Source organism: Caballeronia sp. EK (assembly GCF_014384845.1).
Taxonomy (GTDB): domain Bacteria; phylum Pseudomonadota; class Gammaproteobacteria; order Burkholderiales; family Burkholderiaceae; genus Caballeronia; species Caballeronia jiangsuensis.
The window spans coordinates 1-15,522 of sequence record NZ_JACSUE010000031.1 but is presented as its reverse complement, the minus strand read 5'-3'; the positions used below and the strand labels follow the sequence as shown (position 1 = coordinate 15,522).

Below are 15,522 nucleotides of genomic sequence, written 5' to 3'. Positions count from 1 at the left end.
AATAAACGCATCAGGGAAGAAGGAAGCGATTCATGGACCGTCTGATCTATACCGCGATGACTGGCGCAAGCCAGGCGCTCGAACAACAAGCCGTCGTGGCGAACAACCTCGCGAACGCGTCGACCACGGGTTTCAAGGCGCAGCTCGCCGCGTTCCGCCAGGTGCCGATGTCGTTCGAGAACCAGTCCGCCGATGGCACGACGCGCACCTTCGTGCTCTCGTCCACGCCGAACGCGGACTACTCGGCGGGGCCGGTGCAGCAGACCGGCAATCCGCTCGATGTCGCGGTTCAAGGCCCCGGCTGGCTGTCCGTGCAGGCGGCGGACGGCAGCGAGGCGTACACGCGCGCGGGCAATCTGCACGTCGATCAGAACGGCCAACTCGTCACGGCGAACAATCAGCCGGTGCTCGGCGGCGGCGGCCCGCTGTCGATTCCGCCAGGCGCGGAAGTCACGATCGGCAAGGACGGCACGATCTCCGCGCTGATTCCGGGCGACCCGCCGACGGCGATCGCGGTCGTGGATCAACTGAAGCTCGTGAATCCCGATCCGGCGACGCTCACGCGCGGCGACGATGGCCTCTTCCGGACCGCGACCGGCGACCCCGCCGATGCGGACCCGAACGTGGTCGTCGCCGGTGGCGCGCTCGAAGGCAGCAACGTGAATCCGGTCTCCGCGATGGTCTCGATGATCACCAACGCGCGGCAGTTCCAGATGCAGACCAAGCTGATGGAATCGGCGGACCAGAACGAACAGTCGGCCAACAAGCTGCTCAACTTCTCCTAAGCGGCGAACGCAAGCTAAACAGGATACGAAAGAACATGAATCGCTCTCTCTACATCGCCGCGACCGGCATGAATGCGCAACAGGCGCAAATGGACGTGATCTCGAACAACCTCGCCAACGTGGGCACGAACGGCTTCAAGGGCTCGCGCGCGGTGTTCGAGGATCTGCTGTATCAGACCACGCGTCAGCCGGGCGCGAACTCGACGCAGCAAACCGAACTCGCATCGGGCGTGCAGCTCGGCACCGGCGTGCAACAGGTCGCGACCGAGCGCCTCTACACGCAGGGCAATCTCCAGCAGACCGGCAACTCGAAGGACGTCGCGATCAACGGCCAGGGCTTCTTCCAGGTGACGATGCCCGACGGCACGACCGCCTACACCCGCGACGGCTCGTTCCAGACCAACGCGCAAGGCCAGCTCGTCACGTCGAGCGGCTATCAGCTGAATCCGGCGATCACGATTCCGCAGAACGCGACGTCGATCACCATCGGTTCCGACGGCACCGTGTCCATCACGCAGCCGAGCAGCACGGCGAACACGACGGTCGGCGCGATCCAGCTCGCGACCTTCATCAACCCGGCCGGCCTCGAAGCGCGCGGTGAAAACCTGTTCTCCGAGACGGGCAGCTCGGGCGCGCCGAACGTGTCGCAGCCGGGCCTGAACGGCGCGGGCTCGCTCCAGCAGGGTTACGTGGAAGCGTCGAACGTGAACGTGGTGCAGGAACTCGTCAACATGATCCAGACGCAGCGCGCCTACGAGATCAACAGCAAGGCCGTGACCACGTCCGACCAGATGCTGCAGACGCTCTCGCAGATGCAGGTTTGAAGTAACGCTTAACCAGAGTCACCACGATGTCGCCTACTCAAATCCTCTCGCGTGCAACGATTGCCGCGCTCATTGCAGCGCTCGGCGCGTGCGGCCTCGTGCCGAAAGAGCCGATCGTCCAGCAGCCGATGACCGCGCGTCCGCCGCAGCCGCCCGTCGGCACGCGTTCGCCCGGTGCGATCTACAACGCGGGCTACGCGGGCCGGCCGCTGTTCGAAGATCAGCGTCCGCGCAACGTGGGCGACATCCTGACCATCGTGATCTCGGAAAACGTCAACGCGACGAAGTCGTCGGCGGCGAACACCAACCGCGCCGGCAACGGCTCGTTCGCCGTGCCGACGACGCCGGCCCTCTTCGGCGGCCTCTTCAACAACACGAACCTGTCGGCCACCGGCGCCAACAAGTTCGCCGCGACGGGCGGCGCGAGCGCGGCCAACACGTTCAGCGGCACGCTCACGGTTACCGTCACGGACGTGCTGCCCAACGGCAATCTGATGGTGAGCGGCGAAAAGCAGATGCTCATCAACCAGGGCAACGAATTCGTGCGCTTCTCGGGCGTCGTCAATCCGACGACCATTTCGGGCACCAATACCGTGTTCTCCACGCAAGTCGCCGACGCGAAGATCGAATACTCGGCGAAGGGTTACATCGACGAAGCGCAGAACATGGGCTGGCTCCAGCGCTTCTTCCTCAACGTCGCGCCGTTCTGATCATGAATCCGTTTCTCCGTTTCGTTTCGTTCTCGCTCGCGGCCGCGCTCGTCGCGATCGGCTCCGCGCCGCATGCACACGCCGAGCGTCTGAAAGACCTCGTTTCGTTCCAGGGCGTGCGTGACAATCCGCTGATCGGTTACGGTCTCGTCGTCGGTCTCGACGGCACCGGCGACCAGACGATGCAGACGCCGTTCACGACGCAGTCGCTCACCAATATGCTCGGCAATCTCGGCATCACGGTGAACTCGGCGACCACGCAGAACATGCAGTTGAAGAACGTCGCCGCCGTGATGGTGACCGCGACGCTGCCGCCGTTCGCGCGCCCCGGCGAAGCGATCGACGTGACCGTGTCCTCGCTCGGCAATGCGAAAAGCCTGCGCGGCGGCACGCTGCTGATGTCGCCGCTGAAGGGCGCGGACGGCCAGGTGTATGCGATGGCGCAGGGCAACCTCGTCGTCGGCGGCGCGGGCGCGAGCGCGAACGGCAGCAAGGTGCAGGTGAACCAGCTCGCGGTCGGGCGCATCTCGGCGGGCGCGATCGTCGAGCGCGCGGTGCCGTCGGCGTTGCAGCAGCAGGGCGGCGTCATGCAGATGGAACTGCGCGAGATGGACTTCGACACGACGCAGCGCATCGTCGCGGCGGTGAACAATCAGTTCGGCATGGGCACGGCGCTCGCGCTCGACGGCCGCACGATTCAGTTGCGCGCGCCGCAGGATGCGAGCGAGCAGGTGTCGTTCATGGCGCAGTTGCAGAACATCGACGTGCGTCCGGCGCAGGCCGCCGCGAAGGTGATCCTGAACGCGCGCACCGGCTCGATCGTGATGAACCAGATGGTCACGCTGCAGAACTGCGCGGTCGCGCACGGCAACCTTTCGGTGGTCATCAACACGAAGACGGCGGTGAGCCAGCCGGGCGCGTTCTCGAACGGGCAGACGGTGGCGGCGAAGGAATCGTCGATTCAACTGAAGCAGGACAGCGGCGCGCTCAAGATGCTGAACGCGGGCGCGAATCTCGCGGATGTCGTGAAGGCGCTCAACGCGCTCGGCGCGACGCCGGCGGATCTCATCTCGATCCTTCAGTCGATGAAGGCCGCGGGCGCGCTGCGCGCAGACCTCGAAATCATCTAAGGAACGAAAGCGCATGAACTCGAACACGACCGGCATCGCCAGCACCGCGTTGGCATCGACCGATACAACGAGCGGCTTTTCGAGCCTGTCGAACCGTTTCGCGCTCGACACGCAGGGCTTCGACGCGCTGCGTGCGCAGGCCGGCGCGAATCCGCAACAGGGACTCAAGGAAGCGGCGAAGCAATTCGACGCGGTCTTCACGCAGATGATGCTCAAGAGCATGCGCGACGCGACGCCTTCGGACAGCCCGTTCGAATCGAACGATACGAAGTCGTTCACGTCGATGCTCGATCAGCAGCTCTCGCAGCAGATGTCGTCGAAGGGCATCGGCGTGGCGGACATGATGCTCAAGCAACTCATGCGCAACGCGGGTGGCCAGCCCGACGCGAGCGGCAAGGGCGGCGCAGGCGCGATGAACGCGATGCAGGCGCTCGGCGGCATGTCGGGCGGCAGCGGCGACCTCGAAGCGAACGCGGGCAACATCGCCGCGATGAACGCGATGGCGAAGGCATACGCGGCGGCGCAGGCCAACAAGACAAGCGGGTCGCTCGCGGGCAAGGGCTATACGGCAGCGGATTCGCTCGAAGCGCCGGCGCGCGGCAACGGTTCGGACAAGGTCAACGCGTTCGTCGACCGCCTTGCGGTGCCGGCGCAGGCCGCGAGCGCGGCGACGGGCATTCCGGCGCGCTTCATCATCGGCCAGGCGGCGCTCGAATCGGGCTGGGGCAAGCGCGAGATCAAGAACGCGAACGGTTCGACGAGCCACAATATCTTTGGCATCAAGGCGTCGAGCAACTGGACCGGCAAGACCGTCGATTCGGTCACGACCGAATATGTCAACGGCCGGCCGCAAAAGGTGGTCGAGAAGTTCCGCGCGTACGACTCGTACGAGGAAGCGCTGACCGATTACGCGAGCGTCATCAAGAACAATCCGCGCTATGCGCCGGTGATTCAGGCATCGCGCGATGTCGCGGGCTTCGCGCACGGCATGCAGAAGGCGGGCTACGCGACTGACCCGCAGTACGCGAAGAAGCTCATCTCGATCATGCGTCAGATCGTCTGACGCAATCAGCCGATGTTTGCGGCCGTCTTCTTGCTGTAGAAGGCGTCGCATGCGCGAATTCCAGTGCGCGGACAGCGCGATTGTTCGGATCTTTTACGGCAGCAAACGTTTTACGTTCGTAGGGACGGCGCACCACATACATTTTTCGGTGGCCAACCCTAAACTTTCGAAGAAGTATGCCGCTAACCTGAATAATCGAAGTGCTGGACCGATTCTGGTTCGGATCGACGCGCGACGTTCGACGAATCGGGCGGCGCGAGCACAATGAACACGGCTAGCACCATGAACACCTATCTCAAGCATGACGTTGCCGACGACGACATCGCGCCGAACGTGGATTTCGGCCGGCGCAATCCGCTGGAAATCGGCGTGGCGCTGCGCAATCTCGCCAATCGCGGCGACTTTCTGACGGCGCAATATGGCGACGGGCAAATCGTCACGCGTTTGCTTGACGTCGATGTGACCGCGCATCGATTCACTTTCGACTGGGGCGGCGTGGCGGAGCAGAACCGCGGCGTGCTCGCCTCGCAGAAGCTCGTTTTCAACGCGGCGCCGGAAGGCGTGCGGGTGGAATTCACGACGCCGACGCCGCGTGAGACGGTGTTCGACGGACGCTCGGCGTTTGAGGTCGAGTTTCCGCCGGTGCTGTATTACATGCAGCGGCGCGAGTATTTCCGCGTCGAGGCGCCGGTGCTCGATCCTTATATCTGCACGGGCTCGCTGCCGGAAGGGGACCGGTTTCGCTTCGAGGTGCATGATTTGTCGCTGGGCGGCGTTGCTTTGCGCACGACGGATGAGCGCGTTGCGAATCTCGAGATGGGCATCGTGATTCAGGATGCCGAGCTGCATTTCAGCGCTAATGGAAAGGTTACGCTGGATATGAAGCTTGTTTCGCATCGGGAATCGACTACGGCGAAGGGTGATTGCCGATATACCATCGGGTTCAAGTTTGTTTCGATGCCGGGGTCGGCGGAGAATACGCTGCAGCGGCTTATTACTCAGCTGGAGATGAAGCGGCGGTCGTTGGCGAAGTAGTTTTTTTCGCTGGCTCGTCGCTGGATCCCGGATTCGTGTCGGTCTATTGGCACTGCCCCTCCCCGGGGCGGGGGTCACTTTCTTTGCTGCTGCAAAGAAAGTAACCAAAGAAAGCAGCTCGTTTAAGCCCGCGGTCACACGCAGTTTGGCCATGCTTGCCAGCCCGCGGTGGCCCTCGCCTAAGTGTCGCCCCCAAAGGTCCATTCGGGCTTGGCTCGCGCACGGTCTGCCGCATCGCATCGCTTGCGTCACTGGTTCAGCACCAAATGGCTCCGGCCCGCTTCGCGGCCGACGGGTCAATCGGGTTTGCGTGCGCACGCGTACTTGCTACGTTTCCATCTCACTGCATTCGCATCCCACTGGTTTCCCTTGCATACCCAACGGCAGCGCGTAGCGCTGTGCCGATGCTATCTCGTGCTGAACCAGCGCGCTTAATGTTATGGCTCGGCAGACCGTGCGCGAGCCAAGCCCGGTAAGTCCTTTGGGGGCGACACTTAGGCGAGTGCCACTGCGGGCTGGCAAGCATGGCCAACGTGCGTGTGACCGCGGGCGTCTCGAGCTGCTTTCTTTGGTTACTTTCTTTGCAGCAGCAAAGAAAGTGACTGCCGCCCCGCACAGGGGCAGTGCTAATAGACCACCGCGAAACCGGGATCCGGCAAAAAAACCAAAACCAAAGAAATAAGCCATAAAACTCCCGCTCTTCCAGCAATAGCCATTGCAGCCCCCCTCCGATAATGGCCCCATCGCGACAACCGTCCACAAAGCGCGCAAACGCTCAACTTCCCCGGCAATCGGCCGATATACAAAACAGCCATGCGGCAGCGCACGCTCAATCGCCGCCTCACCAGGATTCACGCATGTCCAATAACATCTTCAGCATTGGTCTTTCCGGTCTGAATGCGGCCCAGTGGGGCCTGACGACCACGGGACAGAACATCAGCAACGCCGCGACGCCGGGCTATACGCTCGAGAAGGTCTCGTATCAGGAGTCGTCCGGTCAGTTCACCGGCTCGGGTTATCTCGGCAACGGCGTTCAGGCCATCACCGTCACGCGTCAGTACAGCCAGTACCTGACGACGCAAGTGAACAACACGCAGGCGTCGAGCAGCGCGGCGAGCACGTACTATTCGCTGATCTCGCAGCTGAACAACCTCGTCGGCGATCCGACCAAGGGCATCGCGCAAGGCATCACGAATTACTTTTCCGGCCTGCAGTCGGTCGCGAACTCCGCGAGCAGCACTGCCGCGCGCCAGTCGCTGATGAGCAGCGCGCAGACGCTCGCGGATCAGATCAACTCGGCCGGCCAGCAATACGACCAGTTGCGTCAGAGCGTCAACACGCAACTGACGAGCGCCGTCTCGCAGATCAACAGCTACTCGCAACAGATCGCCGATCTCAACAAGCAGATCAACATCGCCAGCGCGGGCGGCCAGCAGCCGAACCAGTTGCTCGATCAGCGCGATCAGCTCGTCACGAATCTGAGCTCGATGATCGGCGTGCAGGTCGTGCAGCAGGACGGCAACTACAACGTGTTCATCGGCAACGGGCAGCCGCTCGTCGTCGGCAATACGCAATACGGGCTGCAAGCGGTGCCGTCGGCTTCCGATCCGAGCGAACTCGCGGTCGCGTTCAAGAGCCGCGACGGCACCACGCAAACCGCCGCAAACACGCAATACGTCGACAACTCGGCGCTCACGGGCGGCGTGGTCGGCGGGCTCATCGACTTTCGCACGCAGACGCTCGATCCGGCGCAGGCGCAACTCGGCGCCATCGCGACGAGCTTCGCCAGCCAGTTGAACGGCCAGAACGCGCTCGGCCTCGACCTGAACGGCCAGCCCGGCGGCAAGCTGTTCGCGACCGGCGAACCGAACATCATCGCCAACGCGCGCAACCAGGGTACCGGCACGCCGACGGCGACGATCGTCGATGGCACGCAGCCGCCCGCCAACGATTTCACCGTCACCTACGACGGCAGCAAGTACACGGTGACCGACCCGGCGACCGGCCAGCAACTCGGCTCGATCGATCCGGCGACGGAGACGCAGAAGACGATCAACGGCCTGAACATCGACGTGTCTTCGCTGACCGGCGTGCAGAAGGGCGACTCGTTCACGATTCAGCCGACACGCGCTTCGCTCGACAACTTCAAGCTCACGACGAGCAACGGCGCAGCGATCGCAGCGGCATCGCCCGCGGTGACGTCGGCGGCAAGCACGAACACGGGCACGGCGTCGATCTCGTCGGCGACGGTGACGAGCAACGCGATGTCGTCGGACATCAACCTGAAGTACAGCGCGACGGCGAACGGCTTCACGTCGGACGTGGCGGTGACAGTCGGCGGGACCAGTTACGCCGTCGGCCAGACGATTCCCTACGATGCGACGAAGGGCCTGACGGTCTCGGCGAACGGCGTTTCCGCGACCATCAGCGGCACGCCGAAGGACGGCGACGCGTTCAAGATCGCGCAGAACAAGGGCGGCACGAGCGACGGCAGCAATGCGCTCGCGATGGCGAACCTGGTGTCGTCGAAGTCGCTCAACGGCGGCACCGAGACGCTGACGAGCTCGTACGCGGGCTACATCAACACGATCGGCAACACGACCAACCAGCTCAAGGCGACGAGCACGGCGCAGACCGCGCTCCTGACTCAAGCAACTTCGGCGCAGCAATCGGTGCAGGGCGTGAACCTGAACGAAGAAGCGGCCAACCTGATTCAGTATCAGCAGCTCTATCAAGCGAACAGCAAGGTGATTCAGACCGCCGCGACGCTGTTCCAGTCGCTGCTCGGCATGTTCAACTGAGGTTAAACGCGATGCGGATTTCCAGTTCCCAGTACTTCAACATGAACGTCGCTTCGATGAGCGACCAGCAGAGCACGCTCGCGTCGATGTATCAGCAGATCTCATCGGGCAAGCGCATTCTCACCGCGTCCGACGATCCGCTCGGCGCGGCGCAGGCGGTGCAGCTTACGTTGAAGAGCGGCGCGCTCGCGCAATACAGCACGAACCAGACGACCGCGCTGTCGTCGCTGCAGCAGGAAGACTCCACGTTGAGCAACGTGAGCAACGTGATCCAGAGCATCCAGACGCAGATCGTGCATGCGGGCGACGGTTCGCTCACCGATTCGGACCGCTCGGCGGTCGCGACCGCGATCCAGGGTTTGCGCGATCAGCTCTTCGGTCTTGCGAACACCACGGACAGCGACGGCAACTACATCTTCTCGGGGCTAAAGGGCGGCACGGCGCCGTTCTCGAACAATGCGTCGGGCACCGGTGCGAGCTATTCCGGCGACCAGGGACAGCGCACCGTGCAGATCAGCGAGGGGCGTTCGATTCCTGTCGGCGACACGGGCCAGTCGATCTTCCAGAGCGTATCGCCGATGGAAAGCGATCCGGTGTCGCGCGCGGCCGATACGAACACGGGCACGGCGACGATCAGCGCGGTGAGCGTGAGCGACACGAGCAATCCGGGCAACGCGAGCAAGTACACGATCTCGTTCTCGGTTTCGCAGACGGATGGATCGACGACCTATTCGATCACGTCGGATCCGGCGGACAACACGCTGCCGACGAACGTGGCCTACACGGGCAAGACGGACATCACGCTCGGCGGCCAGAAGGTGACGCTCGACGGCACGCCCGCGGACAAGGACTCGTTCACCGTGCAGCCGGCGGCGAGCGAAAACAACGACATCTTCGCGACGCTCGACACGCTCGTGAACGCGCTCAAGCAAACGACGGGATCGCCGAGCGCCGGGGCAGCATTGACGAATGCGTTGACGACGGCGGGCACGAAGATCAACAACACGTTCAACAACGTGCTGTCGGCGCAGACGGTGGTGGGCGGACGCGAGCAGCAAGTGCAATCGACGCAGACCGCGATGCAGACGAGCCAGACGCAGACGGCGAGCGACATCGCGAATCTGACGAGCATCGATCTGGTGTCGTCGATCAGCCAGTATGAGTTGACGCAGAATTCGTTGCAGGCCGCGCAGATGGCTTTTTCGCAGATTCAGAAGATGTCGTTGTTTGATTACATCGGAAGTTGATTTGGGGTTTTTTGCCCTTTGGTATCGAGGGAGCATCGGCGGGGAACCGCGGTGCTCTTTTTTTTCGCCGGATCCCGTATTCGTGGTGGTCTACTAGCACTGCCCCTCCCCGGGGCGGGGGTTACTTTCTTTGCTGCTGCAAAGAAAGTAACCAAAGAAAGCAGCTTCTCACCGCCCGCGGTCACACGCACGTTGGCCATGCTTGCCAGCCGTCGATGGCACTCGCCTAAGTGTCGCCCCTAAAGGCCCAATCGGGCTTGGATCGCGCACGGTCTGCCGCCCGAGAGGTTTCAGCGCGCTGGTCCAGCACCAGATAGCTTCGGCACAGCGCTACGCGCTGCCGTTGGGTATGCAAGGGAAACCGTCGAAGAAGAGGCGCACGCCAACCCGGTTGACCCGTCGGCCGCGAAGCGGGCCGGAGCCATTTCGTGCTGAACCAGTCTGTTGCGTGGTGCGATGTGTCGGACCGTGCGCGGTCCAAGCCCTTATCTGCTTGTGGGGGCACTCGCTACTGCCGGGCCATTAGGCCAATCGCCTGTGCCGCGGCCGGCATGAAGTGCTTAGGCTGGGGATAGCTGTTTCTTTGGTTACTTTCTTTGCAGCAGCAAAGAAAGTGACTGCCGCCCCGCACAGGGGCAGTGCTAATAAACCATCACGAACACGGGATCTGGCGAAAGCAAAAGCCCCCCTAAAACCCCCCCACCACCCGCCCCACCTCCACAATCCCCACATCGAAAATCCGCTGAAAAAACGGCATCAAATTAGGCACCATAAGCTGCAACAAAAGCAACCCGACGAGCATCGTCACCGGAAATCCGACCTGAAAAATCCCGATCTGCGGCGCAGCGCGATTGAGAATCCCGAGCGCGAGATTGGCGATCAACAGCGCCGCCACGATCGGCAACGCGAGCAGCAGTCCCGTCGAAAAGACACTGCCGCCATATCCCACAAGAACGCGCCACCCTTGCGCATGCGACGCCGCCGCAACGACGTTCGCCTCGATCGGCACACTGTGAAACGTAGCGATAAGCGCACTGATCAACTGCAAATGCCCATCAAACACGAGAAACGCGAGCATCGCGAGCGTGTTCAAATAGCGCGAAACGACCACCGCATTGCCGCCCGCGCGCGGATCGTAAAGCATCGCGAAACCAAGGCCCATCTGCTGGCCGATGAACTCGCCGGCCGCATCGACGGCGGCGAACGCGATCTGCATCACCATGCCGATGGCCGCGCCGATCAGAAACTGATTGACGATGATCCACACGCCCGCCGCGGAAAACACCGTCGCCTGCGGCATGGCAGGAAGCGTCGGCGCGACGATCAGCGAAATGAACGCGGCGACCGCAATCTTCACGCGCATCGGAATCGCCATGTGGCTCAGCACGGGCGCCGTGGCGATCAGCGCGAGGATGCGCACGAACGGCCATAGAAACGCCGTGAGCCAGCCGTTCAGTTGCGCATAGGTGACGGAGAACATCGAACGAAACTCAGCCCGTGATCGCGGGCGTGATCGTGAAAACATGACGCATGTAGTCGAGCAATGTCGACAGCATCCACGGACCCGCGATCACCAACGTCACGGCGACCGCGATCAGCTTCGGAATGAACGACAGCGTCGATTCGTTGATCTGCGTCGCCGCCTGGAACAGGCTCACGACCAGACCGACTACGAGCGCGACCAGCAACAACGGCGCGGCGAGCAACAAGGCGACGTACATCGCCTGATGCGCCATCGTCATGACGGATTCGGGTGTCATGCGCGTCTCCTCAGGATACGAAGCTTTGAGCCAGCGAGCCGATCAGCAACTGCCAGCCATCGACGAGCACGAACAACATCAGTTTGAACGGCAGCGCGATAGTCGTAGGCGACACCATCATCATGCCCATCGACATCAGCACGCTCGCCACCACCATGTCGATGATGAGAAACGGAATGAAGATCGTGAAGCCGATCTGGAAGCCCGTCTTCAACTCGCTCGTGATGAACGACGGCACGAGCAGCGACAGCGGTACGTCCTCCGGACCGTTCATCGGCGCGGCCTTCGAAATGCGTGCGAAGAGCGCGAGATCCGTTTCACGCGTCTGCTTCAGCATGAATTGCTTGAACGGCGCGACGCCGCGCGTCATCGCCTGATCCATCGCGATCTGGCCATCGGAGAAGGGCTTGTACGCGTCGGTGTACGCGCGATCGAGCACGGGTGACATCACGAAGAACGAGAGAAACAGCGCGAGGCCGACGAGCACCTGATTCGGCGGCGTGCTCGTCGTGCCGAGCGCCTGGCGCAACAGCGACAGCACGATGATGATGCGCGTGAAGCTCGTCATCATCAGGACCATCGCGGGGAGGAACGAGAGCATCGTCAGCAGCAGCATCGTCTGCACGCTGAGCGAATACGTGGTGCCACCGTTCGGGCCGGGGCTCGTGTTGAAGGCCGGCAGGCCCGCCGTGCTCTGCGCGAACGCGAGATACGGCATCAAGCCGAGGAAAACCGGCAGCGCGATCTTCACGCCACGCACGATATTGCGACTGACCTGCATTACTTGCTCCCGCCTACGAACTCTTTCGATAGGCTGGATTGTCGGCCAGGCGGTTGTCGAACGATGGCGCGAACAGAGGGGAAAACCCGCGCCAACTCGTTCTATTGCGAAGCGCCCGCCGTAAACGAACATCGGGCGTTCGATCCTTGCGGACCACGCCCGATGCATCGGTCAAACCGAACGGACTTACTTGACGAACTTCTGGAGCCGCTTGTTGGCTTCGCCTGCGAGGGCGTCGCGGAACTTCGCGCCGAAGCTGCCGGCCGACGACGGCGCCGTAACGCCCACGCCTTCCACTTCCGCCGATCCGGCGGGCATCGTGTGCAGGAGACGCACATTGCCGGGACCCGCGCCGAGCACGAGCCACGTATCGCCCACTTCGACGACCGCGACGCGCTCCTTGTTGCCGAGCGATGCACCGCCCACCACCTTCACGAGACCGCCGCGCTTGCCGCCGTGAACGCCGAACTTGCGCGCGAGCCACGCGCAGCCGAATACGAAGCCGATCACGACGACGAGCCCCACGAGCGTCTGCAGCACCGCGCCGAAACCGAGCGACGGCACCGCCGTGCCCGCGCCGACGCCCGAGGCGATCTGCGCGGCGTGGTTCACCGCGTTCATGTCGGCGGCGACGGAAAGGAGAGGCGCCGAGCAAAGCAGCGCGACGGCCAGGCGTTTCATCGATTCAGCTTCCGGATACGTTCGGACGGCGTGATGATATCGGTCAGGCGGATGCCGAACTTGTCATTCACCACGACCACTTCGCCCTGCGCGATGAGACAGCCGTTCACAAGCACGTCCATCGGCTCGCCGGCGAGGCCGTCGAGCTCCACGACCGAACCCTGCGCGAGTTGCAGCAGGTTGCGGATCGCGATCTTCGTGCGCCCGAGCTCCACCGTCATCTGCACGGGGATGTCGAGAATCATGTCGATGTCGTTGCGTGTCGACGGAGCCGCCGCCTTCGACAGCGGCTGAAACACGCCCGCGCTCGCTGCCACCGGCGCATCGTTGCCGTTCTGCTCGGCGAGCGCGCTCGCCCAGTCGTCCAACAGGAGCTCGTCGCCTTTTTCCTGCGCGCCGGGCGCATCGTTCTGCATCAGATCACTCATATCCACCTTCCTTCATCGTGTCGCTTGCGCTGATCATCTTTTGCACGCGCAGCGCGTATTGACCATTGAACATTCCGTAGCCGCATTCCATGACCGGCACGCCATCCACTTTCGCGACGACCTGTTCCGGTATATCGATCGGCAGCACGTCGCCTGCGCGCATGTTGAGAATCTGTTCGAACGACGAGCGGATCTCGGCGAGATCCACCGTCAACTCCACTTCGGCCGATTGCACCTGCTGCGACAGCACGCGCACCCAGCGGCGGTCCACTTCGAGCGCTTCGCCCTGAATCGGCGAGGAGAGCACGTCGCGGATCGGCTCGATCATCGAGTACGGCATGCAGATGTGCAGCGTGCCGCCCGTCGAACCGAATTCGATCGTGAACTGCGTCACGATGACGATCTCGTTCGGCGTCGCCACGTTGGCGAACTGCGTGTGCATCTCCGAGCGCATGTATTCGAACTGCAGCGGCTTCACGCTGCGCCACGACGTCGCGTAGTGCTCGAACACCAGATTCAGCAGCTTGCTGATGATGCGCTGCTCGGTCTGCGTGAACTCGCGGCCTTCGACGCGCGTGTGAAAGCGCCCGTCGCCGCCGAACAGGTTGTCGACCACGAAGAACACGAGGTTCGGGTCGAACACGAACAGCGACGTACCGCGCAGGGGCTTCACATGGACCAGGTTGAGATTGGTCGGGATCGGCAGGTTGCGCGTGAATTCGCTGTACTTCTGCACCTTCACCGGACCGACGGAAATTTCCGCCGAGCGCCGCATGAAGTTGAAGATGCCCACGCGCATCAGGCGCGCGAAGCGGTCGTTGATGATTTCGAGGCCGGGCATCCGGCCCCGGACGATGCGTTCCTGCGTCGCGATGTTGTACGGACGTACACCGACTGGCTTTTTCTCGTCAGCTTCCTGATCGATTTCGCCGGTGACGCCCTTGAGGAGGGCATCGACCTCCTCCTGCGACATGAACTCTTCGTGGCCCATGACTCTTTACTCGCTGATGCGGCGTTACTGGACGACGAATTCGGTGAACAGCACCTCTTCGACCCGCACTGGCTTCTCGGCCGAGCTCGCCGCGGTTTCGACCGCTGCGCGCAGCTCGCCCGCGAGCTGTTTCTTGCCGTCGACGGTCGCGAGATCGTCGGGGCGTTTGCCGGAGAGCAGGAGCAGCACGCGGCTGCGGACTTCGGGCATGTGCTCGGTGACGAGCAACTGGACCTTTTCGTCCTTGAGCTTGAGCGTGAGGCCGGCGCGCAGATAGTGCATGGTGCCGTCGTCGGACTGGAGGTTCACCGTGAGCGATTCGAGCGGGAAGAACACGGGCGGCGGTTCCGGTGCGGGCTTGGCCGGGCCGTGATTCTTGCCGAGGAAAAAGTAAGCGCCGCCGGCTCCCGCGCCGAGGAGCACGATCGCGCCGACGGCGATGATCAGGATCTTTTTGAGCTTGCCGCTCTTCGCGGGAACGATGGGTTGCTGGTTTGCGGTCGTGGTAGCCATGAATGCGTGCCTCTTTCGATAGGGTGAATTGTTGGCTATCGCCGTGTAAAGCGATGGGTCGAACAGAGGGGGGATTTGGGGTTATTCCATCTGATTGCTTTTGTCTTTCGACTTGGGGGGCTTTGTTGGGTTAACGGGGCGTTTTCGGGAAACTTGTGTTCGTGTCGGTCTATTAGCACTGCCCCTGTGCGGGGCGGCAGTCACTTTCTTTGCTGCTGCAAAGAAAGTAACCAAAGAAAGCAGCTATCCCCAGCCTAAGCACTTCACACCGGCCGCGGCACAGGCGATTGGCTGAATGGCCCGGCACTAGAGAGTGCCCTCGCAAGCAGACAAGGGCTTGGCTCGCGCACGGTCTGCCGCCCGAGACGATTCAGCGCGCTGGTTCAGCACGAAAGAGTTCCGGCACAGCGCTACGCGCTGCCGTTGGGTATGCAAGGGAAACCGTCGAGGAAGAAGCGCACGCGGACCCGGTTGACCCATCGGCCGCGAAGCGGGCCGGGGCCATTTCGTGCTGAACCAGTGACGCAAGCGAAGCGAGGTGGCAGACCGTGCGCGAGCCAAGCCCGATTGGGCCTTCGAGGGCGACACTTAGGCGAGGGCCACCGTGGGCTGGCAAGCATGACCAACGTGCGTGTGACCGCGGGCTTAAGCGAGCTGCTTTCTTTGGTTACTTGTATATTGATTCCAGGTGGGCGGAAACTGATCTCTTCCCCTCACCCGAAGCGGTAGCCCGTTTGTGTTACATGGGCTCGCAGCCCGAAAGAAAGCTGGTG

The 15,522-nt window shown here is 62.6% G+C and carries 15 protein-coding genes; 8 read left to right on the top strand and 7 right to left on the bottom strand.

Annotation, left to right across the window (positions count from 1 at the left end):
- Positions 1 to 32: 32 nt before the first annotated feature.
- The 8 genes from flgF (at position 33) to flgL (ending at position 9,595) form a co-directional block, all read left to right on the top strand.
- Positions 33 to 785, top strand: coding sequence for a flagellar basal-body rod protein FlgF (gene flgF, locus IAG25_RS39240; RefSeq protein WP_035499292.1), 753 nt, complete (start codon positions 33 to 35; stop codon positions 783 to 785).
- Between the two features lie 35 nt (positions 786 to 820).
- Complete coding sequence (gene flgG, locus IAG25_RS39235; RefSeq protein WP_035499290.1) at positions 821 to 1,609, top strand: flagellar basal-body rod protein FlgG; 789 nt, start codon at positions 821 to 823, stop codon at positions 1,607 to 1,609.
- A gap of 26 nt (positions 1,610 to 1,635) precedes the next feature.
- Positions 1,636 to 2,319: a flagellar basal body L-ring protein FlgH gene (locus tag IAG25_RS39230; protein ID WP_187609648.1), complete on the top strand. Its 684-nt coding sequence runs from the start codon at positions 1,636 to 1,638 to the stop codon at positions 2,317 to 2,319.
- Between the two features lie 2 nt (positions 2,320 to 2,321).
- A complete protein-coding gene (locus tag IAG25_RS39225; RefSeq protein ID WP_187609647.1) occupies positions 2,322 to 3,449 on the top strand; it encodes a flagellar basal body P-ring protein FlgI in 1,128 nt (375 codons plus the stop codon).
- Positions 3,450 to 3,462: 13 nt separating this feature from the next.
- Positions 3,463 to 4,512: a flagellar assembly peptidoglycan hydrolase FlgJ gene (gene flgJ, locus IAG25_RS39220; RefSeq protein WP_187609646.1), complete on the top strand. Its 1,050-nt coding sequence runs from the start codon at positions 3,463 to 3,465 to the stop codon at positions 4,510 to 4,512.
- 282 nt (positions 4,513 to 4,794) lie between these two features.
- Positions 4,795 to 5,547 (top strand): flagellar brake protein, encoded by a 753-nt coding sequence (locus IAG25_RS39215; RefSeq protein ID WP_187609645.1) that lies wholly within the window; start codon positions 4,795 to 4,797, stop codon positions 5,545 to 5,547.
- Positions 5,548 to 6,404: 857 nt separating this feature from the next.
- The gene (gene flgK / locus IAG25_RS39210; protein WP_187609644.1) at positions 6,405 to 8,348 is read left to right on the top strand and encodes a flagellar hook-associated protein FlgK; all 1,944 of its coding nucleotides are present in this window, start codon (positions 6,405 to 6,407) and stop codon (positions 8,346 to 8,348) included.
- Between the two features lie 11 nt (positions 8,349 to 8,359).
- Complete coding sequence (flgL, locus tag IAG25_RS39205) at positions 8,360 to 9,595, top strand: flagellar hook-associated protein FlgL (protein WP_187609643.1); 1,236 nt, start codon at positions 8,360 to 8,362, stop codon at positions 9,593 to 9,595.
- Between the two features lie 688 nt (positions 9,596 to 10,283).
- Here the strand turns inward: flgL and fliR are convergent.
- The 7 genes from fliR to fliL form a co-directional block, all read right to left on the bottom strand.
- Positions 10,284 to 11,075: a flagellar biosynthetic protein FliR gene (gene fliR, locus IAG25_RS39200; protein ID WP_187609642.1), complete on the bottom strand. Its 792-nt coding sequence runs from the start codon at positions 11,073 to 11,075 to the stop codon at positions 10,284 to 10,286.
- Positions 11,076 to 11,085: 10 nt separating this feature from the next.
- Positions 11,086 to 11,355, bottom strand: coding sequence for a flagellar biosynthesis protein FliQ (gene fliQ, locus IAG25_RS39195; RefSeq protein WP_008352562.1), 270 nt, complete (start codon positions 11,353 to 11,355; stop codon positions 11,086 to 11,088).
- A 10-nt stretch (positions 11,356 to 11,365) separates the two neighbouring features.
- Positions 11,366 to 12,136 carry a flagellar type III secretion system pore protein FliP gene (gene fliP, locus IAG25_RS39190; RefSeq protein WP_187609641.1) on the bottom strand — a complete coding sequence of 257 codons (771 nt, stop codon included), beginning with the start codon at positions 12,134 to 12,136 and terminating at the stop codon, positions 11,366 to 11,368.
- A 186-nt stretch (positions 12,137 to 12,322) separates the two neighbouring features.
- On the bottom strand, positions 12,323 to 12,817 hold the full coding sequence (fliO, locus tag IAG25_RS39185) for a flagellar biosynthetic protein FliO (RefSeq protein WP_035499277.1): 495 nt from the start codon (positions 12,815 to 12,817) through the stop codon (positions 12,323 to 12,325).
- Positions 12,814 to 13,233 carry a flagellar motor switch protein FliN gene (fliN, locus tag IAG25_RS39180; RefSeq protein ID WP_371881045.1) on the bottom strand — a complete coding sequence of 140 codons (420 nt, stop codon included), beginning with the start codon at positions 13,231 to 13,233 and terminating at the stop codon, positions 12,814 to 12,816. Before fliN ends, fliO begins: the two co-directional genes overlap by 4 nt.
- Before the next feature lie 4 nt (positions 13,234 to 13,237).
- Complete coding sequence (gene fliM, locus IAG25_RS39175) at positions 13,238 to 14,236, bottom strand: flagellar motor switch protein FliM (RefSeq protein ID WP_035499274.1); 999 nt, start codon at positions 14,234 to 14,236, stop codon at positions 13,238 to 13,240.
- Positions 14,237 to 14,260: 24 nt separating this feature from the next.
- Complete coding sequence (gene fliL / locus IAG25_RS39170) at positions 14,261 to 14,749, bottom strand: flagellar basal body-associated protein FliL (protein ID WP_187609639.1); 489 nt, start codon at positions 14,747 to 14,749, stop codon at positions 14,261 to 14,263.
- Positions 14,750 to 15,522: the final 773 nt, after the last annotated feature.